This window comes from Bhargavaea cecembensis, from assembly GCF_001619585.1.
Lineage (GTDB): Bacteria > Bacillota > Bacilli > Bacillales_A > Planococcaceae > Bhargavaea > Bhargavaea cecembensis_A.
The window spans coordinates 1-17,636 of the sequence record NZ_LQNT01000011.1 but is presented as its reverse complement, the minus strand read 5'-3'; the positions used below and the strand labels follow the sequence as shown (position 1 = coordinate 17,636).

19 protein-coding genes, 6 tRNA genes, 2 pseudogenes and 1 riboswitch are annotated in these 17,636 nt (G+C 55.1%); of the genes and pseudogenes, 23 read left to right on the top strand and 4 right to left on the bottom strand.

All coding sequences use genetic code 11. From position 1 onward, the window contains the following. Positions 1-477: a DinB family protein gene (locus AV656_RS10675; protein WP_063181779.1), complete on the top strand. Its 477-nt coding sequence runs from the start codon at positions 1-3 to the stop codon at positions 475-477. Between the two features lie 43 nt (positions 478-520). Here AV656_RS10675 and AV656_RS10670 read toward each other — a convergent pair whose 3' ends face one another. The 4 genes from AV656_RS10670 to AV656_RS10655 all read right to left on the bottom strand — a co-directional run bounded on the left by AV656_RS10670 (position 521) and on the right by AV656_RS10655 (position 4,602). Further along, complete coding sequence (locus tag AV656_RS10670; RefSeq protein WP_063181777.1) at positions 521-1,900, bottom strand: LLM class flavin-dependent oxidoreductase; 1,380 nt, start codon at positions 1,898-1,900, stop codon at positions 521-523. 23 nt (positions 1,901-1,923) lie between these two features. Next, entirely contained in the window at positions 1,924-2,469 is a 546-nt protein-coding gene (ssuE, locus tag AV656_RS10665; RefSeq protein WP_063181775.1) for an NADPH-dependent FMN reductase, read from the bottom strand. Positions 2,470-2,639: 170 nt separating this feature from the next. Beyond that, positions 2,640-2,750, bottom strand: a riboswitch (SAM riboswitch). Positions 2,751-2,805: 55 nt separating this feature from the next. Further along, positions 2,806-3,834, bottom strand: a complete 1,029-nt coding sequence (locus AV656_RS10660) for an LLM class flavin-dependent oxidoreductase (RefSeq protein ID WP_063181773.1) — start codon at positions 3,832-3,834, stop codon at positions 2,806-2,808. A 156-nt stretch (positions 3,835-3,990) separates the two neighbouring features. Further along, positions 3,991-4,602, bottom strand: coding sequence for a rhomboid family intramembrane serine protease (locus AV656_RS10655; protein ID WP_063181771.1), 612 nt, complete (start codon positions 4,600-4,602; stop codon positions 3,991-3,993). A 68-nt stretch (positions 4,603-4,670) separates the two neighbouring features. On the opposite strand from AV656_RS10655, the gene acpS reads away from it, so the two are divergent. The 22 genes and pseudogenes from acpS (at position 4,671) to AV656_RS10550 (ending at position 17,505) form a co-directional block, all read left to right on the top strand. Then, on the top strand, positions 4,671-5,045 hold the full coding sequence (gene acpS / locus AV656_RS10650; protein WP_063181769.1) for a holo-ACP synthase: 375 nt from the start codon (positions 4,671-4,673) through the stop codon (positions 5,043-5,045). A 49-nt stretch (positions 5,046-5,094) separates the two neighbouring features. Then, positions 5,095-6,252, top strand: a complete 1,158-nt coding sequence (locus tag AV656_RS10645) for a LolA family protein (protein ID WP_419865556.1) — start codon at positions 5,095-5,097, stop codon at positions 6,250-6,252. A gap of 85 nt (positions 6,253-6,337) precedes the next feature. After that, complete coding sequence (gene alr / locus AV656_RS10640) at positions 6,338-7,471, top strand: alanine racemase (RefSeq protein ID WP_063182968.1); 1,134 nt, start codon at positions 6,338-6,340, stop codon at positions 7,469-7,471. 197 nt (positions 7,472-7,668) lie between these two features. Next, positions 7,669-7,898, top strand: a pseudogene (locus AV656_RS10635) (transcriptional regulator). 4 nt (positions 7,899-7,902) lie between these two features. After that, complete coding sequence (locus AV656_RS10630; protein WP_063181763.1) at positions 7,903-8,253, top strand: type II toxin-antitoxin system PemK/MazF family toxin; 351 nt, start codon at positions 7,903-7,905, stop codon at positions 8,251-8,253. Positions 8,254-8,551: 298 nt separating this feature from the next. Continuing rightward, entirely contained in the window at positions 8,552-9,382 is an 831-nt protein-coding gene (locus tag AV656_RS10625; RefSeq protein ID WP_063181761.1) for an RsbT co-antagonist protein RsbRA, read from the top strand. Further along, complete coding sequence (locus tag AV656_RS10620) at positions 9,379-9,741, top strand: STAS domain-containing protein (RefSeq protein WP_008301458.1); 363 nt, start codon at positions 9,379-9,381, stop codon at positions 9,739-9,741. The genes AV656_RS10625 and AV656_RS10620 overlap by 4 nt, the downstream gene beginning before the upstream one ends. Positions 9,742-9,743: 2 nt before the next feature. Further along, complete coding sequence (locus AV656_RS10615) at positions 9,744-10,145, top strand: anti-sigma regulatory factor (RefSeq protein WP_063181759.1); 402 nt, start codon at positions 9,744-9,746, stop codon at positions 10,143-10,145. A 17-nt stretch (positions 10,146-10,162) separates the two neighbouring features. After that, positions 10,163-11,164, top strand: a complete 1,002-nt coding sequence (locus AV656_RS10610) for a PP2C family protein-serine/threonine phosphatase (RefSeq protein WP_063181758.1) — start codon at positions 10,163-10,165, stop codon at positions 11,162-11,164. Positions 11,165-11,268: 104 nt separating this feature from the next. Beyond that, the gene (locus AV656_RS10605) at positions 11,269-11,619 is read left to right on the top strand and encodes an STAS domain-containing protein (protein ID WP_063181756.1); all 351 of its coding nucleotides are present in this window, start codon (positions 11,269-11,271) and stop codon (positions 11,617-11,619) included. Beyond that, positions 11,606-12,076, top strand: a complete 471-nt coding sequence (rsbW, locus tag AV656_RS10600; protein WP_063181754.1) for an anti-sigma B factor RsbW — start codon at positions 11,606-11,608, stop codon at positions 12,074-12,076. The genes AV656_RS10605 and rsbW overlap by 14 nt, the downstream gene beginning before the upstream one ends. After that, positions 12,054-12,839 carry an RNA polymerase sigma factor SigB gene (sigB, locus tag AV656_RS10595; RefSeq protein ID WP_063181752.1) on the top strand — a complete coding sequence of 262 codons (786 nt, stop codon included), beginning with the start codon at positions 12,054-12,056 and terminating at the stop codon, positions 12,837-12,839. Before rsbW ends, sigB begins: the two co-directional genes overlap by 23 nt. Next, positions 12,836-13,435, top strand: a complete 600-nt coding sequence (locus AV656_RS10590; protein ID WP_063181750.1) for a PP2C family serine/threonine-protein phosphatase — start codon at positions 12,836-12,838, stop codon at positions 13,433-13,435. The genes sigB and AV656_RS10590 overlap by 4 nt, the downstream gene beginning before the upstream one ends. 237 nt (positions 13,436-13,672) lie before the next feature. Beyond that, a pseudogene (locus AV656_RS10585) lies at positions 13,673-15,826 on the top strand (Tex family protein); the annotation flags it as partial. Continuing rightward, on the top strand, positions 15,809-16,168 hold the full coding sequence (locus tag AV656_RS16735) for a S1 RNA-binding domain-containing protein (protein ID WP_419865560.1): 360 nt from the start codon (positions 15,809-15,811) through the stop codon (positions 16,166-16,168). The pseudogene AV656_RS10585 and the gene AV656_RS16735, both read left to right, overlap by 18 nt. Beyond that, positions 16,161-16,616, top strand: a complete 456-nt coding sequence (locus tag AV656_RS10580; protein ID WP_063181746.1) for a SprT family protein — start codon at positions 16,161-16,163, stop codon at positions 16,614-16,616. Before AV656_RS16735 ends, AV656_RS10580 begins: the two co-directional genes overlap by 8 nt. Before the next feature lie 175 nt (positions 16,617-16,791). After that, positions 16,792-16,863, top strand: a tRNA-Glu gene (locus tag AV656_RS10575). 62 nt (positions 16,864-16,925) lie between these two features. After that, positions 16,926-17,001 (top strand) — tRNA-Asp (locus AV656_RS10570). Between the two features lie 35 nt (positions 17,002-17,036). Continuing rightward, positions 17,037-17,112 (top strand) — tRNA-Lys (locus AV656_RS10565). Between the two features lie 132 nt (positions 17,113-17,244). Beyond that, a tRNA-Leu gene (locus AV656_RS10560) sits at positions 17,245-17,332 on the top strand. Positions 17,333-17,350: 18 nt separating this feature from the next. Further along, positions 17,351-17,427: transfer RNA gene (locus AV656_RS10555), tRNA-Arg, on the top strand. Between the two features lie 4 nt (positions 17,428-17,431). After that, positions 17,432-17,505, top strand: a tRNA-Gly gene (locus AV656_RS10550). Positions 17,506-17,636: the final 131 nt, after the last annotated feature.

Genomic DNA, 17,636 nt, shown 5'->3' with positions numbered 1-17,636 from the left:
TTGGAAGATCTGATATTCCGCCATATGCAGACGGTCCGAGAACTGACGCTCAAGTGCCTGGACGATACACCCGAGGAAATCACGGGGATTGTCCCGGCCGGATATCGCAACAACATCCACTGGAATTTTGGACATATCCTGTTCATTCAGGAACGGCTCGCCCTGGAAGTGGCGGGCGAGGAAATGGAGCTTCCTGAGAAATACAGGTCTTATTTTTCCGCGGGCACGAAGCCTTCGGACTGGGCCGGGGCACCACCGACGCTGGTCGAGATCCGGGAAGCGCTCGATACCCAGACGGACCGGCTGCAGAAACTGCGGGCCGGCCGGCTGGACGAGCCGCTTCCCGAACCGTTTACAAACAGGATGGGCCTCACGTTCCGCATGGCCGGCGAGACACTGCTGTTCTCGTTTTATCATGAAGCCCTCCATCTGGAGACCATCCGCCAGATGCGGAAACGGATCCGTGCCGATGAATGATAAAAAGCCCCGAACCGGATGCGGTTTCGGGGCTTTGCTATGGTCAGATGGTTTCCGGCTTCAGGCTGAATTGCTTGCCCGGATGGTGTTCGGGAAGGCGGTCGCCGTTGCCGAACAGATTGTCGCGGAGAGAAGTGCCTTCATATCCTTTTGGCACGCGGCCGCGCTCCTGGAGGATCGGGATGACCCACTCACCGAATTCCTTGAACGTTTTGTGCGCGAGGGCATATGCGATGTTAAAGCCGTCGACGCCGGTCTCATCGGCCCAGGACTCGAGCTCATCCGCAACCTGTTCCGGTGTGCCGACGACCGCGGTGCCCATACCTCCGACGCCGATCGACTTGATGATCTCGCGAATTGTCCAGTTGCGTTCCGGGTCAATTTTCGTGAAGGTCTCGAGCGTGGAGCGGATGGCGTCGTTCTCGACATAGTCAACACCGGCATCCAAATCGGCCCCCGACAGATCCACGCCGGTCCAGCCGCCGAACAGGGCCAGTGCGCCCTCGTCAGAGATGTAGGACTGATACTCTTCGAATTTTGCGCGTGCTTCTTCCTCGGTCCGTCCGATAACCGGCGTGATGAGTGTCAGAATCTTGATTTCATCTGGATTGCGTCCGGCGTCCGCTGCCGCTTCCCGCAGCCTCGTGACGGTCTGCCTGGCCGCGTTTTTCGTAGGTGCGCCGATAAAGGCGAGTTCGGTGTGCCTGCCGGCGAACGCACGGCCTTTTGAGGATGCGCCTGCCTGGAACAGCACCGGTGTCCGCTGCTTGGACGGCTCGGAAAGGTGTGCCCCCGGAACCTTGAAATACTTGCCTTCATGCCGGATGTCGTGCACCTTCGAAGGGTCCGTATAGACGCGGTTCACCTTATCGACTTTCACTGCGTCGTCCTCCCAGCTGCCTTCCCAGAGCTTGTAGCACACTTCCAGGTATTCTTCCGCGATATCGTAGCGCTCATCATGGGATACCTGTCCGTCCAGTCCCATATTCAGCGCAGCACTCTTCAGATAGGATGTGACGATGTTCCAGCCGACACGGCCATTCGTGAGGTGGTCTAGCGTCGAGAGGCGTCGGGCAAAAGTATAAGGATGTTCGTGGCTGACGGATGCGGTGACGCCGAAACCGAGATGGTTCGTGACAGCAGCCATGAGTGGGACGACAAGGGTCGGATCGTTGACCGGAGATTGGGCGCCCTGGCGAACTGCCGCATCGCGGGATTGTCCGTAGACATCGTACGTGCCGAGCACGTCGGCGAGGAACACGGCGTCATATCTCGATTCCTCCAGGATGCGTGCAAGCTCGATCCAGTAGCCGCTGTCCTTATACCGGTGGGACTGGTCATCCGGATGCGCCCACAGGCCAGGTGACTGGTGGCCCGGTGTGTTCATCTCAAAAGCGTTCAGGTAAATGCGTTTTTTCGGCATGGTCCTCATCCTTTCTTTCCTGCTCAGACATGGGTCTGGCTGTACTGCTTCCGGACAAGCTCCGCAAAGTAGGCGGTCTGCTTCTCGAGACGGTTGAGGCAATCTCCGTCAAGAACCGGGATGTCCAGGTTCTTGTCGATCACATCATCAGTCAGGTAAATCCCTTTGAGGGCATGCCCCTTCAGTGTAGAAAGAAGCGGCTTCAGCGCATATTCGAGGGCGAGCAGATGGGCCGGGCTGCCGCCGGTCATGAGCGGCAGGACGGGCGTCGATTCCAGCACATCCTGCGGCAGGAGATCGATAAAGGCTTTTAAAACGCCGGAATACGATGCCTTGTAAACGGGGGAGCCGACGATGACTCCCTTCGCGTTGCGGATCCTCGTTGCTGCGTCGGCCACGGACGGATGGCTGAAGTCGGCGGAAAAGAGGACTTCTGCAGGGATGTCGCGCACACTCAGGTGGGTAACGGTAAAATGTTTGTCTTCAAGCAGCCCGCCCAGGTAGCCGAGCACTCGCTCTGAACGGGAGGCAGCACTCGGGCTGCCTGAGATGATGACGATTTCGGTCATGTTAATCATCCTTTCTTTGACAGATCAGTTGATGAAACAGATAGTGAGGCAGATGTTTCAGCTGAAAAACTTCCGGAAAGGATGAGGAATTGAAAAAGGCCCTTCTCCCATTTAAAAGAATGAGAGAAGAGCCTGACCGAAGCGCATGCGCGCTCTGCTGTCGGACTGTTTTCTCATCTTCAGGACGGATCCGTCCTTCCGGAGTTAGCACCATACAAACCGCGGTTTGCTGGTTGCTGAGGTTTCGCAGGGCCAAGTCCCTCCACCTCTCTTGATAAGAAACAACATTATGAATTTTTCAGCTTGTGGAACAGTATAGCAGAGCAGAAGGCAAAGTCAACGGGAAGTTTCAGATTTTTCTGTGGAAGTGGCCGCTGTACCAACCGAGGCCGGGCTGAGCAGCCGGAAGGAGCGGAACCGCTCTTTTTCTCTCGGCAGTGCCGTATGGAGGATGAATTCATCAATGTGATGAGACTCATGGAGCCGGGCCAATTCCTCCCTAACAAATTCGGGTGTCCCTGCAATGATGTCGGCCTCCAGCTCCTCAACTTCATAAGGCACGCCGGCCTGCCTGCCGAATGAATGGGCCGATTCGGCGGACGTCACCGTGAACGAACGGCCATTTTTAAGATGGACTTTGATGATTTTATAGTCCCCTGCAAGTTCCTCGGCTTCTTCCTGCGTGGGAGCTGCAAGAACATGGACGGCAGCGATAAACGTTCCGCCAGGATGAAGTTCACGGTATGCGGCAGCCGCTTTTTCAAGAACACCGCGATTGTTGTTGATGAACAAAGCGAACACAAAGCCGATTCCGAGTCTGGCTGCAAGTTTTGCGCTATCCGGGCTGGCGCACAGCAAATGGACATCAGGCATTTCCGACGGGACCGGGGTTGCCCGGACGCCTGCAAGCGGATGATTCCCGGGCAGGTCATTCCGGATCAGCTGCATCAGATCGCTCAGTCTGCTCTCAAAGTCTGTGCCGTCATTGACTGTACCGTGTTGAAGGGCCTTCGTGGATAGAGGAAGGCCACCGGGCGCCTTTCCGACTCCGAGGTCGACCCTCCCCGGAGCAAGCGCGGACATCAGATGGAAGTTTTCTGCAACCTTATAGGGGCTGTAATGCTGGAGCATGACGCCGCCCGATCCGACCCGGATGGATTCGGTTAGCGCCAACAGATGGGAGATCAGCACTTCCGGCGACGAACCAGCGACATCCGGGGAGTCATGGTGCTCAGACACCCAGAAACGGCTGTATCCCCACTCGTCCGCATGTCGAGCAAGCCGTACCGTCTGCTGCAGGGCATGTTCTGCAGAAGCCTCCGGAAATACCGGACTCTGATCCAAAATTCCAAGTTGATAGCTCACGGAATCAATCACTCCCCATTAATCATGTTGAATATAAGTGTCTGGCATGAACAAACCAATCTAATTCTACCGGATAAGTAGGGAATAAGACAGGAGGATTTCAGCCGGAAGGCCCTGAGGGCAAGAAAAAACCCCGCAATGCGGGGCAAAGGCACTTCAGCGGCGCTTCTTGCGCCAGCTTGTGATATTCTTCGGGTGGAAGTAGCTGAGGCCGACGAGGAAGCCGACGGCCAGGCCCGTCAGGTGGGCAGTGATATTAATGTTCGGAGTCAAGAACGTCATAATGACGCTGATGACGATGATCGGAAGGATGATCTGGCGGATCTGGGGGAACGCGCCTTTCGTCTGGTAAAGGAATGCACCGAACGCGCCGAAGATTCCATAAATGGCGCCGCTTGCGCCGACATAGGCGTAGGAGCCGTCATGCAGGAAATAGGAGGCCACGTTGCCGAACAGGCCTGCCAGGAAAAACAGGTTCAGGAACCGTACCTTGCCGGCGAGCCGTTCAAGCTCAGGACCGAACAGGAACAGGGCGAACATGTTGAAAAGGACATGCATGAGACCCGCGTGCAGGAACATCGGTGTGATAAAGCGCCACCAGTCGCCGGCCGCAATCAGCCGGTTGATGCCCATGCCGTAAAACATGATCAGGTCGCCGATGCCGGGAAGGATGGTCAGGATGTAGATGATCACGTTGATCGCGATCAGCGCCGAGACGACCGGGTAGAACCGGATGTACTCGGAGAAGCTTTCTATTCTGATAAACATGGTTTCACCTCAATTTACATAAGAACAGTATACCGCGTTTGGCGCGGTCCAGAAAGCGGGGAGAACAGATGATCACCGGAATCGGGCTCGATATCGTGGAAATGGACAGAATCAGGCAGGCAGACGCCCGGAACAGCCGTTTCCGCAGGAGGATCCTGGGCAGGGAAGAATTGGAGAGGTATGAACAACTTGGCGGCACCAGGCGGACCGAGTATCTCGCCGGGCGATTTGCTGCCAAGGAGGCGTTTGCGAAAGCGCTTGGGACCGGTATCGGTTCGTCATGCGCATTCGGTGACATCAGTGTGTTGCCGGACGGTACAGGCAGGCCGGTGCTTTACTTCAGGGGCGAGCCTGCTCCGGGATTCGTGTCGATTACCCATACGCATGAGTATGCAGCCGCCCAGGTTGTTCTCACCGGATTCCCGGCAGCCCTGTCCGAATAAACCCGGCCCCTCTCTCATAGGATGTTCCACAGGAGCGAAATGAGAAAGGGTGAAGGAATTGCGGAGCCGGATATTCGCAGGAATGCTCATCGTGCTCGCTTTAATGCTTGCAGCATGCGGGTCACAGTCGAAGGAAGACGTTATGAAAAAGCTGAGCGGTAAATGGACGGATGCAAAAGGCTATGAACTCACTGCCGTCATGGAGATCAAGACCGGCGATGAGCCAAGGCTGTACGACGTGGAAGTGTGGCATACGAAGCCGGACTACTACCGGGTCAATGTGGCCCAGCAGGGCTCCAAGGAGTCCCAGATGATTCTCCGCAACAAGGATGGAGTATTTGTCGTGACGCCGTCGATCGGAAAGACGTACAAGTTCCAGAGCGACTGGCCGGAGAAAAACAGCCAGGCTTACCTGATCGGTGCGCTTGCAGAAGACATCCGGGCGGACAAGGATGCGGTGATGAAGGAAGAAGACAAGGAGTACGTCTTCGAGACAGTCACCCGGAATAACCACCGGAAAATGCTCCCTTATCAGCGGATTCACATCGACAAGAAATCGCTCCTCCCTGTGAAGGTGTCGGTGCTGAACGAAAACAAAGAAGAACAGATGAAAATCACATTTGAGAAAATTTCTCTCGGCACGGAGCGCGGTGCCGGCGATTATGCGGTAGAAAAGCATTCGAAGGCAACGGAGGGCGCGGAAGGATCCGCGGATGACGCCGTAACTTCGGAAGAAGAGGCTGAAGGCGAAGACCAGGAAGGCACCAATGAAGAGCAGGAAGGCACCACGGAAGAGCAGGACGATGCATCGGATGAGGAAGGCAAGGAAGAAGGAGATGAAGAAGCGGGTGCCGAATTGGATGGTGAGGAATTCCGCACATCCTATCCGCTGCTGAAATGGGAGGGCGTCGACCTGCTTGAGGAAGAAGTTGTCGGCAACGGCCAAGAAAAGCGGGTTTACCTGACTTATGGCGGTGAAAAAGAGTTTGTCATCGTCCAGCAGCAGGCAAAGTCTCCTCAGGAAGCGCTCGTTCCGGTATTCGCGGAAGGGGATCCGGCACACCTCGGCTTCACAATCGGTGCAATCACAGACAACTCGGTCAGCTGGGAGCAGGGCGGCGTGTCCTACTTCCTCGCCTCGAACGGCCTGTCCCGAGAGGAAATGGTGGAAGTCGCAACATCGATGATCGAAGCGGAACAGAAGTAACCTTGGTGTATTGACGGTATTCTCCCTCCGGGCGGATAATGAAAAAGATAAAGACATCCGGCAACTCGGAAGGGAGAACGGGGAAATGGAACAGATGAATTGGGGACGGCCTACAGTGTTGGCCGTTGATCTGGAGGCGATCCGGGAAAATGTCCGGAACACGGCGCGCATCGCCGGTCCGGACACCGGCGTGATCGCCGTCGTCAAGGCGGATGGCTACGGCCACGGCGCCGTCCGGATTGCAGAGGCGGCGCTTGAAGCGGGGGCATTGATGCTCGCGGTCGCCACTCCGGAAGAAGCGGTGGAACTCAGGGAGGCGGGCCTGGAAGCAGACATTCTGCTACTGGGCGCCTCCCCTGTTCCGTTCGCGCGTGTCGCAGCGGAAAAGGACATCATCATCACTGCGGACTCGCCGGCCTGGATGGAGGAGGTGGCCGCCGATGCGCCTGATTTCAGACGTCCGCTCCGGGTCCATCTGAAGGTCGACACAGGGATGGGCCGGCTCGGCGTCCGAAGCGGTGAAGACCTGCTCCGGATGCACAAGACCGCCAGGGCCGGAAAAATCCTGGTTGACGGGATCTTCACCCATTTTGCGACAGCAGACGAGCCGGACAATGAAGTGTGGAGAAAGCAGGCATCAGGATTCCGGGAAGCCGTGTCAATGCTTCCGGAGCGGCCGCGGCTCGTGCACGCTTCAAACAGCGCGGCCGCCTTCATGCATCCTGAGTGCAAGTTCGATGCGGTGCGCCTCGGCATCTCGATGTACGGCATTGCCCCGTCCGGCTTTGTCGGGGATCGGCTGCCATTCCCTCTCAGCCCGGCGCTGACGCTTTCGACTGAACTCGTCCATGTGAAGAGGATCAGCCGGGGTGACACCGTCAGCTACGGGGCGACTTACCGGGCGTCGGGCGATGAGTGGATCGGGACGCTCCCGATCGGCTACGCGGACGGACTTCTCAGGGGCCTGGGCGGTCAGGACGTACTGATCGGCGGACGCCGCTGTCCGGTGGTCGGCCGCATCTGCATGGACCAGTGCATGGTCCGGCTGCCGCGTGAAATGGCACCCGGAGAACCCGTTGTACTGCTCGGAAGCCAGGGCGGGGAGGAGATCCGGCCGGATGAATGGGCGGAACGGCTCGGGACCATTCCATACGAGGTCGTCGTCACCCTGTCGAAGCGGATTCCGAGAGTTTATTTGAACGAACTCGGGGAATACTAACCGCAACACGGCCCGACAATATCCGACAGATGCAGCCCCGGACGGCAGGGATTTTGTCGCATTCTTTCCGAACGTGTCTTTTCAACAGGTCTATCCGATGGTATGATGGGATAGAAATTTGTTGAATGGCTGCGTCGGAGGTGTTTGCTGTGGCAGAGAAAGAGACAAAAGAAGTCGTAGTGAAGATCCCGAAGAGGATGCTTCAGTGTGATGGGGATTCCGTTGCCTACGACCAGGCGGAACAGGATGGGTACGTCTATCTGACGACGACCCGGAAGACACGGAAAGAACAACCAAATCTTATACGGGAAGCCATCGTCAAAGGCTACGTGGAGATGTCGCAGATCAATCTTTCGATCGCTTCCGAATGTTTGTACGCGGAATACGAAGCGGAGCACGCGTGGCGCAACTCGTAATCGGAGGATGAGATTTTGGCCATAAAACGCGGGGACATTTTCTTTGCAGATCTGTCGCCGGTGAAAGGTTCTGAACAGGGCGGGAAACGACCCGTCCTGGTTATTCAGAACGATATCGGCAATCGGTTCAGCCCCACTGTGATCGTCGCAGCCATCACGGCCCAGATACAGAAAGCCAAACTGCCCACCCATGTGGAAATCGATGCAGCACGGTACGGATTGGACAAAAACTCCGTCGTCTTGCTTGAGCAAGTCCGGACAATTGACAAATCCCGCCTTTCTGACAAGATTACGCATTTGGATGAAGAAATGATGCGGCAGGTGGAAGAGGCACTTGAAATCAGCCTCGGACTGGTGAAATTTTAAGCATACATATCTAAAAACGCCGACCGGCATTGCCGGCCGGTTTTTTTGTGTAATATTATTGCGAAAACAGGACTTCCGCATCCCTTCATTTGGAATGCGATGGTTTGATGCTTTTGTGGGATAATTATGCTGGATAGTTGATTCAAGCCGTTCCGGCAAAGGACAAATGGCGTGATTCTCCGATCTGCCCATATTTCTTAATTTTATATGGATCTTCATCTCCGGCAAAATGAGTGTGTTCCGGCTATATTTTCGTTACAATGAAGAGAACAGTCCGTAAAAGGGGGCCACCAGAGCCATGTATAGAAAAGTTCCTCAGTTTGTCGAGACTCACCTTGAAGAGATTATCGACAGTTGGAAAACGCGCATGAAAGATGAGCATGGTGAAAAATTCTTTCATATCATGCCGGAAGAGGTCATCGAGCGGACAAGCCGGGACTTTGCAGACCTCATCGTGTCGAGCCTGACCGAGGACTCGAACCAATATGATGAAAAGCTTCATAACTTTTCCGAACGTATCGTCCGGCTCGGCTGGTCGATTTCGCTCGTCATGAAGGCGATTGAGAACTTCTCGGATACGCTCTATGATCTTCTTCGGAAGGCCGAAATCCTGGATGACAGCAATGTGGCCGAGTACTTCGATATCCTGAACAACTGGATCAAGCCGCTCCGGCAGGAAGTCGTCGAAATGTATTCCCACACCTGGGAACGTACGGTCAATCTTCAGAAAATCGCCTTGCAGGAACTGTCGGCTTCCCTGATTCCGGTGTTCGACAAGATTTCCGTCATGCCGCTCGTCGGTACGATTGATACGGAACGGGCCAAGCTCATTATGGAAAACCTTCTGGAGGGGGTCGTCCGCCAACGTGCGGAAGTGGTGCTGCTCGACATCACCAGTGTTCCCGTAGTAGATACGATGGTCGCCCACCACATCATCCAGGCAGCCGATGCGGTCCGACTCGTCGGGGCACGCTGCATGCTGGTCGGCATCCGTCCGGAAATCGCCCAGACGATTGTGGCGCTTGGAATCAGCCTTGAAGACTTTACGACGACCAGTACACTTCAGCGGGGCATGCAGGAAGCTCTGGCACTTACAAATCGAAAAATCGTGGAGGTGGATGAACAGTGAATATGCGTATCCCGATCCTCAAGCTCAACGAGATCCTGATCGTCTCGCTCCAATGGGAACTGGACGACCAGACTGCAATCCAATTCCAGGAAGATCTTCTGAAAAAGCTGCATGACACATCGGCCAAGGGTGTCGTCATTGACCTGACGCCGATTGACTTCATCGATTCCTTTATCGCAAAGGTACTCGGCGACGTGATCAGCATGTCCGGCCTCATGGGTGCCAAAGTTGTCATCACCGGCATCCAGCCGGCCGTCGCCATTACGCTTATCGAACTCGGAATCCGTCTTGAGAATGTCATGACGGCCCTTGATCTCGAAAACGGAATGGACAAACTGCAACAAGAATTGGAGGCTTGACGATGGCGTACCGGTCTTCAGTTGACATCCATACGGAATGGGACATTGTTGCTGCGCGGCAGCTGGGCCGGAACGAAGCAAAGAAAGTCGGCTTCGGCACCGTTGACCAGGCCCGTATTACGACAGCAATCAGTGAACTCGCAAGAAATATATATTTATATGCAGGAGCCGGAAAGATCGAGATCGAACGTCTGAACGAAGACGGTCTGTTCGGAATTGCCATCATTGCTTCCGACGAAGGCCCGGGCATCCCCGATGTAAGAAAAGTGATGGAAGACGGATATTCGACTTCCGGGGGACTCGGTGCCGGTATGCCGGGAGTCAAACGTCTGATGGACGATTTTCGGATTGATACCGAACGCGGCAAAGGCACAAAGATCACCGCAATCAAATGGCTCCGCTGACAGGGGGATGAATTTATATGCCTCAGCAGACGGAAAAAGAATATAAAGAGATTTTGAGGCAGTACCTGGAGAACCAATCAGAACAGAACTTATATATGGGAGAGGCATTCAGCCGCAAGCTGATCGAGCAGGACATTTCGCCTGAGGAGGTCATCAGCATACATAAATCCGCCCTCAAGGATGTGTTGCCGGGCCTTCCATCGAAAGTCTGGCATTCTTTCGATTTCCTCATCGAAATGATGATCCGCTACGGCCTCGCGCTGAAAGAACATCAGTCTCTCGTCAAGCGTCAGGAAGAAATGCAACTGGAGATGGAAGTGGCTTCGAAGGTCCAGGAGACGCTTCTCAAAACGAAGATCCCGGTCGTCGAAGGCATGGATCTCGGCTATGTGACCGTACCGTCCCGTACGATGAGCGGGGATTATATCTACTTTGTAGGAAACGATATGGATGAGGCGGGCGTGGCCGTCGCCGATGTTATGGGCAAGGGCATTCCGGCCGCTCTCTGCATGTCGATGGTCAAATTCGGCATGGACAGTGCCAGCCACTCGTCCGACGGGCCATCCGGCGTTCTTTCGGTCATCAACCGGATCGTCGAAAAAAGCGTCAACGACTCGATGTTCGTGACCATGATGTACGGCCGCTATGACGCTAAGAGCTCCACGTTCTCCTATGCATCTGCCGGGCATGAGCCGGCACTCCATTACCGGGCGTCGGAAAACCGTTTTGTGGAGCTTGATGCCAAAGGGCTTCTTCTCGGTGTATCGCCGGAAGCCCGATATGAGGAGGGAAGTGTGGTCCTGGACCGTGATGATTTCATCGCCATCATGACCGACGGGGTGACCGAAGCACGGACACCCGAGGGCTTTGTCGAAAAGGACACCATCCTCGAGATCATCAGCAGTGTGAAGGACCGTCCCGCTCAGGAAATGGCGGAACACGTTTTCGCGGAATTGGACCGTATGCAGGGGTTCCAGCTCCAGGACGATTTCTCCCTCGTAATCTTGAAAAAAGAATAATGGATGTTTGAATTTCATCAGAAGGGGTAAAGCCTTCATGTTGTCTTCAAACGGAATTATGGATTTAGGATTATAGATTGAGAAATTAAAGAAGAGGTGTGGAAATGAATCTACAAGTTGATTTGTGTGAGGAAAACAGTGTGCAGCATTTTAAAGTCGTCGGTGAAATCGATGCATTTACGGCTCCGGTCCTTCGCGAGAAGCTGGCTGAGCATCCCGTTCAAGAAGGCATGAAGGCCGAGATTGATTTGTCGGATGTAGAATATATGGACAGCACGGGGCTCGGCGTCTTCGTCGGTTACTTCAAACAGGTGAAGGAAAACGGCGGCCACGTAAAAATCACCGGGCTTTCGCCGCGGCTCAAGCGGCTGTTCGATATCACAGGACTTGTCGAGGTCATGGATATTGAAGGACAACAAGAAGGTAAAGGTGGGTTCAATGATGCAACCGTATGACTACGTGGAGATCCGTGTGCCGGCCAAGGCCCAATATGTGGGCGTGGCGCGGCTCACGATCTCCGGCCTCGCAAGCCGGCTCGGCTTCACGTATGACGACATCGAGGACATGAAAATCGCATCGAGCGAGGCCATCACGAATGCGGTGCAGCACGCATACAAGGACGGCGAGGAAGGTGAAGTCGTCGTCGGCTGCGCACTGTATGAAGACCGGATGGAGATCATGGTGGCCGACCATGGTCAGAGCTTCGACTTCGAGGAAACGAAAAAGAGCGTGGGACCTTATCATGATCATGAAGAGGGCATGTTCCTCCGGGAAGGGGGTCTCGGCCTCTACCTGATCGAAACGCTGATGGACGAGATTAAAATCCACCATGATGAAGGGGTCACCGTCTTTATGACCAAATATCTCGGCGGAGAGCAGGTGGAAAAGGATGTCGAAACAGTCTCCTCCTGATTCCAATGCAAAAGAACAGGTGCTGGACTGGATCAGGGCATACCAGGAAAGTGGAGATGAGGCAGCACAGACAAATCTCGTTCTCCACTATGAGCGGCTTGTCCAGTCGATCGCCCGCAAATACTCCAACGGGAAATCGTACCACGAAGATATCGTACAGGTTGGAATGCTCGGTCTTCTTGGCGCCATCCGCCGCTACGATCCGGACTACGGCCGCAGTTTTGAGGCATTCGCCGTACCGACGATCATCGGCGAGATCAAGCGGTTCCTCCGTGACAAGACGTGGGCAGTCCATGTGCCGCGCAGGATCAAGGAACTCGGCCCGAAAATCAAGTCTGCTGCGGAGACGCTGACAAATGAGCTTCAGCGATCGCCGAAAGTGCAGGAGATTGCGGATTATCTCGAGGTGGAAGAAGACGATGTGCTTGAAGCGATGGAAATGGGGAGGAGCTATCAGGCCCTGTCCATGGATCATTCGCTTGAGGCGGATTCCGACGGCAGTACCGTCACTCTGTTCGATATTATCGGGGATACGGATGACGGCTACGAAATGACGGACCAGCGTCTGATCGTGGCTGAAGCGCTCAATGTCCTTTCCGAGCGCGAAAAGCAGATCATCCAGTTTACATATATCGAACAGATGAGCCAGAAGGAGGCGGGGGAACGCCTCGGCATTTCTCAGATGCACGTATCCAGGCTTCAGCGGAAGGCAATCAAAAAACTGCAGGAAGCCATTGCGGCGGCAGGTGGTGGGTCGTCTTGAAGATTCTGAAGGACGACCGCGTGGAAGCGTACATCTACCAGGAAGCTAAGCCGGGAAATCACGAATCGGGCGATGTGTACTATACCTTCACCAATGACGACTATTTCCTGTGCGCGATCGCGGACGGACTCGGAAACGGGCCGATTGCGAGGGAATCGGCTGAAATCGTTCCGGAGATCCTGGAGCGCCACCACGATGAATCTATCGACCAGCTCCTCAGCCGGTGCAACATGCATATGCATCAGAAGCGGGGAGCGGCCGTCGCGATCATTAAGGCGTATTTCAAGACGTCCACGATTGAATACAGCTGTGTCGGCAACGTGCGGTTTTATCTGTACCGGCGTTCGGATGACAAGATGATCTATCCGCTGCCGGTGATGGGCTATTTGTCCGGACGCCCGCAGAAACTCCGCACACAGGGCTATGGGTACGGCCCGGGAGACCTTTTCCTTCTGCACTCAGACGGCGTCGATATCCGAAGCCCGAAGGCATTCATGCAAAACAGTGCAGGCCCGTATGAACTTTATGAGAAAGTGTTTGAAACCCTCAAGCACGGCGATGATGCGACGTATATCGCAGGATGCCTGCTCCGCTGAACCTGCGGAGCAGGTTTTTTGTTTTGAAATTAAGTCGGCTGGGGCCGGCAATTGCTTTTCTTCACATTCAGAGCCGTATTCTTCACATTCGGAACGGCTTGCTTCACATTCGGGTCCAAACGGGATTGAAACGGTGCGATTCTCTCAAGTGAATACCGGCATGGGGCAATCTGCGGTATGCAGAGCCGTTTATGATAAAGTGGACGGGTAGAGCATTGGAACGAAAGGGTGAGAGTGATGCAGGAAAGAGAATTGATCCAGAACACGGCGGCGCGTGCAGGTGTGCGGCCGGCACAGGCCCAGGCGGTGATCGGTCTGCTCGGTGAGGGCAAGACCGTACCGTTTATCGCCCGCTACCGGAAAGAAGCGACGGGCGAACTCGATGAAGTGCAGATCAAGGCGGTCGAAGACGCCCACCGATATCTCGCCCAGCTGGAGGAGCGGAAAGAGGAAGTCATCCGCATCATTTCGGAACAGGGGAAACTGGACGGCGATCTGGAAAAAGCGATCCGCGGTGCTGATGTGCTGCAGCGGGTGGAGGACTTGTACCGCCCTTATCAGAAAAAGCGGAAGACCCGGGCGACTGCGGCAAAAGAACGCGGGCTCGAGCCGCTTGCCGACCTGCTACTCTCTGACACGAAGGAGCGTCCCGCTGACCTGGCCAGCCAATTTATCAATGCGGATAAAGAGGTGCCTGATGCAGAGGCGGCACTTGCCGGTGCACGGGACATCATTGCGGAGCGAATCTCGGATGATGCATCGGTCCGCGACAGGATCCGTGGCGCGATCCGGCGTGATGGACTGATCGTTACAAACCGGAAAAAAGATGCCGAAGATCCGAAAGGCGTCTTTGAGATGTACTATGAATATGAAGAGCCGATCAGGCAGATCAAGCCTCACCGTGTCCTTGCGGTGAACCGCGGCGAAAAGACGGGCGTACTGAAGGTGTCTGTTGCAGCTCCGGAAGAGCGTCTCGTCGAAGATATCCGCCGCTCTTACGTGCGCCGCCCGGGCTCCCCTGCGGCAGCCGAAGCGGCAGAGGCGGCGGCCGACGCTTTCAAGCGTCTTCTCCTTCCGTCCATCGAAAGGGAGATCCGTGGTGAACTGACCGAGAAGGCGGAAGAACAGGCCATCATGATCTTTTCAGAGAACCTGAAGCGACTCCTGCTGCAGCCCCCGATGAGAGGCAAGACCGTCCTCGGCGTGGACCCTGCGTACCGGACCGGCTGCAAGCTGGCTGTCGTGAGCGATACCGGCCGTCTGCTTGAGCTTGGCGTCATCTATCCTCATACGTCGTCGGATACGGAAGGCGCGAAAAATAAAGTGCTCACACTTCTCCGTCAGTACCCGGTATCGATCATTGCAATCGGCAATGGAACAGCATCCCGCGAAACCGAGCAGTTTATCGCAGACTGCCTGAAGGAGGCGGACGGCGGAGCGTCGTATGTGATTGTGAATGAAGCGGGGGCAAGTGTCTATTCCGCGTCGGACGAAGCGCGCCGCGAATTTCCGGATCTTCAGGTCGAGCAGAGAAGCGCCGTGTCAATTGCGCGCCGCCTGCAGGACCCTTTATCGGAACTGGTGAAGATCGAGCCGAAATCGGTCGGGGTCGGCCAGTATCAGCATGACGTCTCCCAGAAGAATCTCGGGGAGCAGCTGGACTTTGTCGTCGAGACTGCGGTAAACCGGGTGGGCGTCGATGTGAACACGGCATCCGCGTCACTCCTGCAGCACGTATCCGGCCTGTCCCGCACGGTTGCGGACAATATCGTGGCGGCCCGTGACGAGCTCGGACGGTTCAGCTCCCGGACACAATTGAAAAAAGTGCCCCGCCTCGGTGCCAAGACATATGAGCAGGCGATCGGCTTCCTGCGCGTCCCGGGAGCGAAAAACCCTTTGGATGCAACAGGTGTTCACCCGGAAAGCTACGGTCTTGCGGAAGAGATCCTGCAGGCGGCAGGATTGGATAAGAAGGAAATCGGAACGGAGCATGCTGCGGAAGCACTGGCCAAACTGAATGCAGAGGAAGTGGCTGCAGCTTCCGGAGCGGGGGAAGTGACCGTCCGGGACATCATTGAGACGCTGAGCCGCCCGAACCGCGACCCGCGGGATGAATTCCCGCAGCCTCTCCTAAGGAAGGAAGTGCTGACGCTCAAGGACCTGAAGCGCGGCATGGAGATGGAAGGGACAGTGCGCAACGTCGTGGACTTTGGTGCATTTATCGATATTGGGGTCGGAGAGGATGGCCTGCTCCATGTAACGAAAATGAGCACCGGCCGTGTCCGCCATCCGCTGGATATGATGGCGCCCGGGGACGTCGTCGCGGTCATCATTGATGACGTTGACCGGGAAAAAGGACGGATTTCCCTCACCATGCTCAGCCCCGCGGAGGAAGAAGAAAAGAAGAAGCGGGCAGAAGAGCGGAAACGCCAGCCGAAGGAAAGAAAACGCAATGTAAAAAAACTCACCGAACTTGAGCCGGGTACTCAAGTGAAGGGACACGTGCGCCGGCTGCAGCCATATGGTGCATTTGTTGACGTGGGGGCAGAGAAAGACGGACTCGTCCATATTTCCAAAATGGCTCCTGTACGCGTAAATGACCCGGGAGAAATTGTGCAGCCGGGGGACACCGTGGCAGTATGGATTGAATCGGTCGACCCGGCCGCCTCGAAGATCTCGCTGACGATGATCGATCCTGCAGAAAAGAAGGGGAGCGGAAGCCGCCGTGGATGAACGGGAACTCCAGCTTCTGACCGAATCGATTTCACAGGAATCGTTCGGGCGCCCGTTCCGCCACAGGGTATACTTTAACCCGAGGCTCCGGACCACGGGCGGCAGGTACCGGCTCCACGACCATGACATCGAAATCAATCCGGAAGCCTACAGGAAGTACGGCCTGGATGAGCTGACCGGCATCATCAAACATGAGCTGTGCCATTATCACCTTCATATAGAAGGGAAGGGATACCGTCACCGGGACAGGGACTTCCGGGAACTGCTAAGGCAGACCAGAGCGCCGAGACACTGTTCGGTCATCAGGGAACCGGCCAGGAGGAAAGCGAGGCACCAGTACCGCTGTACGGATTGCGGCCAGACGTATATGAGGAAAATCCGGATGGACACGAGCCGCTACCGTTGCGGAAAATGTCGGGGACGCATTCAAAAAGTCGAAGAGAGTTGAAGGAATAGCCCTTGCAGGACAGCGGAAAACCGTTGTCTGGTAAGGGTTTTGATATTTTTATAAAAAACTTGGCGAAAAGTGTTGACGTTTTTTCGTATGCCCCCTATAATAGGACAAGTCGACAAGAGATCACACGAAAGCCTGAGCGGCTGAGCGGTCTTGAGACACTGAATATGGCCCCTTGGTCAAGCGGTTAAGACACCGCCCTTTCACGGCGGTAACACGGGTTCGAATCCCGTAGGGGTCATCATAAAGGGAACGGACGGCAGGCTTGCCGGACCGTCCGGAAATTCCCTTTCATACATAGGTGGTCCCGTGGTGTAGCGGTTAACATGCCTGCCTGTCACGCAGGAGATCGCGGGTTCGATTCCCGTCGGGACCGCCATTTATTCTGAAGCCAATGGCTGAAGGATGATATGCGAGCCATTAGCTCAGTTGGTAGAGCATCTGACTTTTAATCAGAGGGTCGCAGGTTCGAGCCCTGCATGGCTCACCACCCTTTAAAAAACGGTTTAAAAAAGTTGAAAAAAGTTGTTGACTTTCCAAGCTCAAGGTTATATAATAAATCTTGTCGCTGGAACGAAAGCGAACAAAACAGCTTCTTAAAAACCGAATCACATTTACACATGCGGTAGTGGCGGAATGGCAGACGCGCTAGGTTGAGGGCCTAGTGGGAGTTAAATCCCGTGGAGGTTCAAGTCCTCTCTACCGCACCATTTATTTTAATAAGATGTGCGCCCGTAGCTCAATTGGATAGAGCGTCTGACTACGGATCAGAAGGTTGTGGATTCGACTTCTGCCGGGCGCGCCACTTTGCGGGTGTAGTTTAGTGGTAAAACCTCAGCCTTCCAAGCTGATGATGAGGGTTCGATTCCCTTCACCCGCTCCATTTTTATTTCTAATGAACCTTGAAAACTGAACAGCAAAACGCTGATGAAATGAGTTCCCAGAACCCGACCCCGTCGGGAGAACGGAACAAATGATATCGGATATATCGCAAGATATGCCAGCTTTAAAGTA

What these genes read in the sequence shown, in the direction of transcription:
- AV656_RS16735 (WP_419865560.1), top strand. Translation starts at nt 15,809, where the DNA reads ATGCTCAGCCCCGCGGAGGAAGAAGAAAAGAAGAAGCGGGCAGAAGAG.
- AV656_RS10615 (WP_063181759.1), top strand. Translation starts at nt 9,744, where the DNA reads ATGGCGTACCGGTCTTCAGTTGACATCCATACGGAATGGGACATTGTT.
- ssuE (WP_063181775.1), bottom strand. Translation starts at nt 2,469, where the DNA reads ATGACCGAAATCGTCATCATCTCAGGCAGCCCGAGTGCTGCCTCCCGT.
- AV656_RS10610 (WP_063181758.1), top strand. Translation starts at nt 10,163, where the DNA reads ATGCCTCAGCAGACGGAAAAAGAATATAAAGAGATTTTGAGGCAGTAC.
- rsbW (WP_063181754.1), top strand. Translation starts at nt 11,606, where the DNA reads ATGCAACCGTATGACTACGTGGAGATCCGTGTGCCGGCCAAGGCCCAA.
- AV656_RS10605 (WP_063181756.1), top strand. Translation starts at nt 11,269, where the DNA reads ATGAATCTACAAGTTGATTTGTGTGAGGAAAACAGTGTGCAGCATTTT.
- AV656_RS10625 (WP_063181761.1), top strand. Translation starts at nt 8,552, where the DNA reads ATGTATAGAAAAGTTCCTCAGTTTGTCGAGACTCACCTTGAAGAGATT.
- sigB (WP_063181752.1), top strand. Translation starts at nt 12,054, where the DNA reads ATGTCGAAACAGTCTCCTCCTGATTCCAATGCAAAAGAACAGGTGCTG.
- AV656_RS10670 (WP_063181777.1), bottom strand. Translation starts at nt 1,900, where the DNA reads ATGCCGAAAAAACGCATTTACCTGAACGCTTTTGAGATGAACACACCG.
- acpS (WP_063181769.1), top strand. Translation starts at nt 4,671, where the DNA reads ATGATCACCGGAATCGGGCTCGATATCGTGGAAATGGACAGAATCAGG.
- AV656_RS10655 (WP_063181771.1), bottom strand. Translation starts at nt 4,602, where the DNA reads ATGTTTATCAGAATAGAAAGCTTCTCCGAGTACATCCGGTTCTACCCG.
- alr (WP_063182968.1), top strand. Translation starts at nt 6,338, where the DNA reads ATGGAACAGATGAATTGGGGACGGCCTACAGTGTTGGCCGTTGATCTG.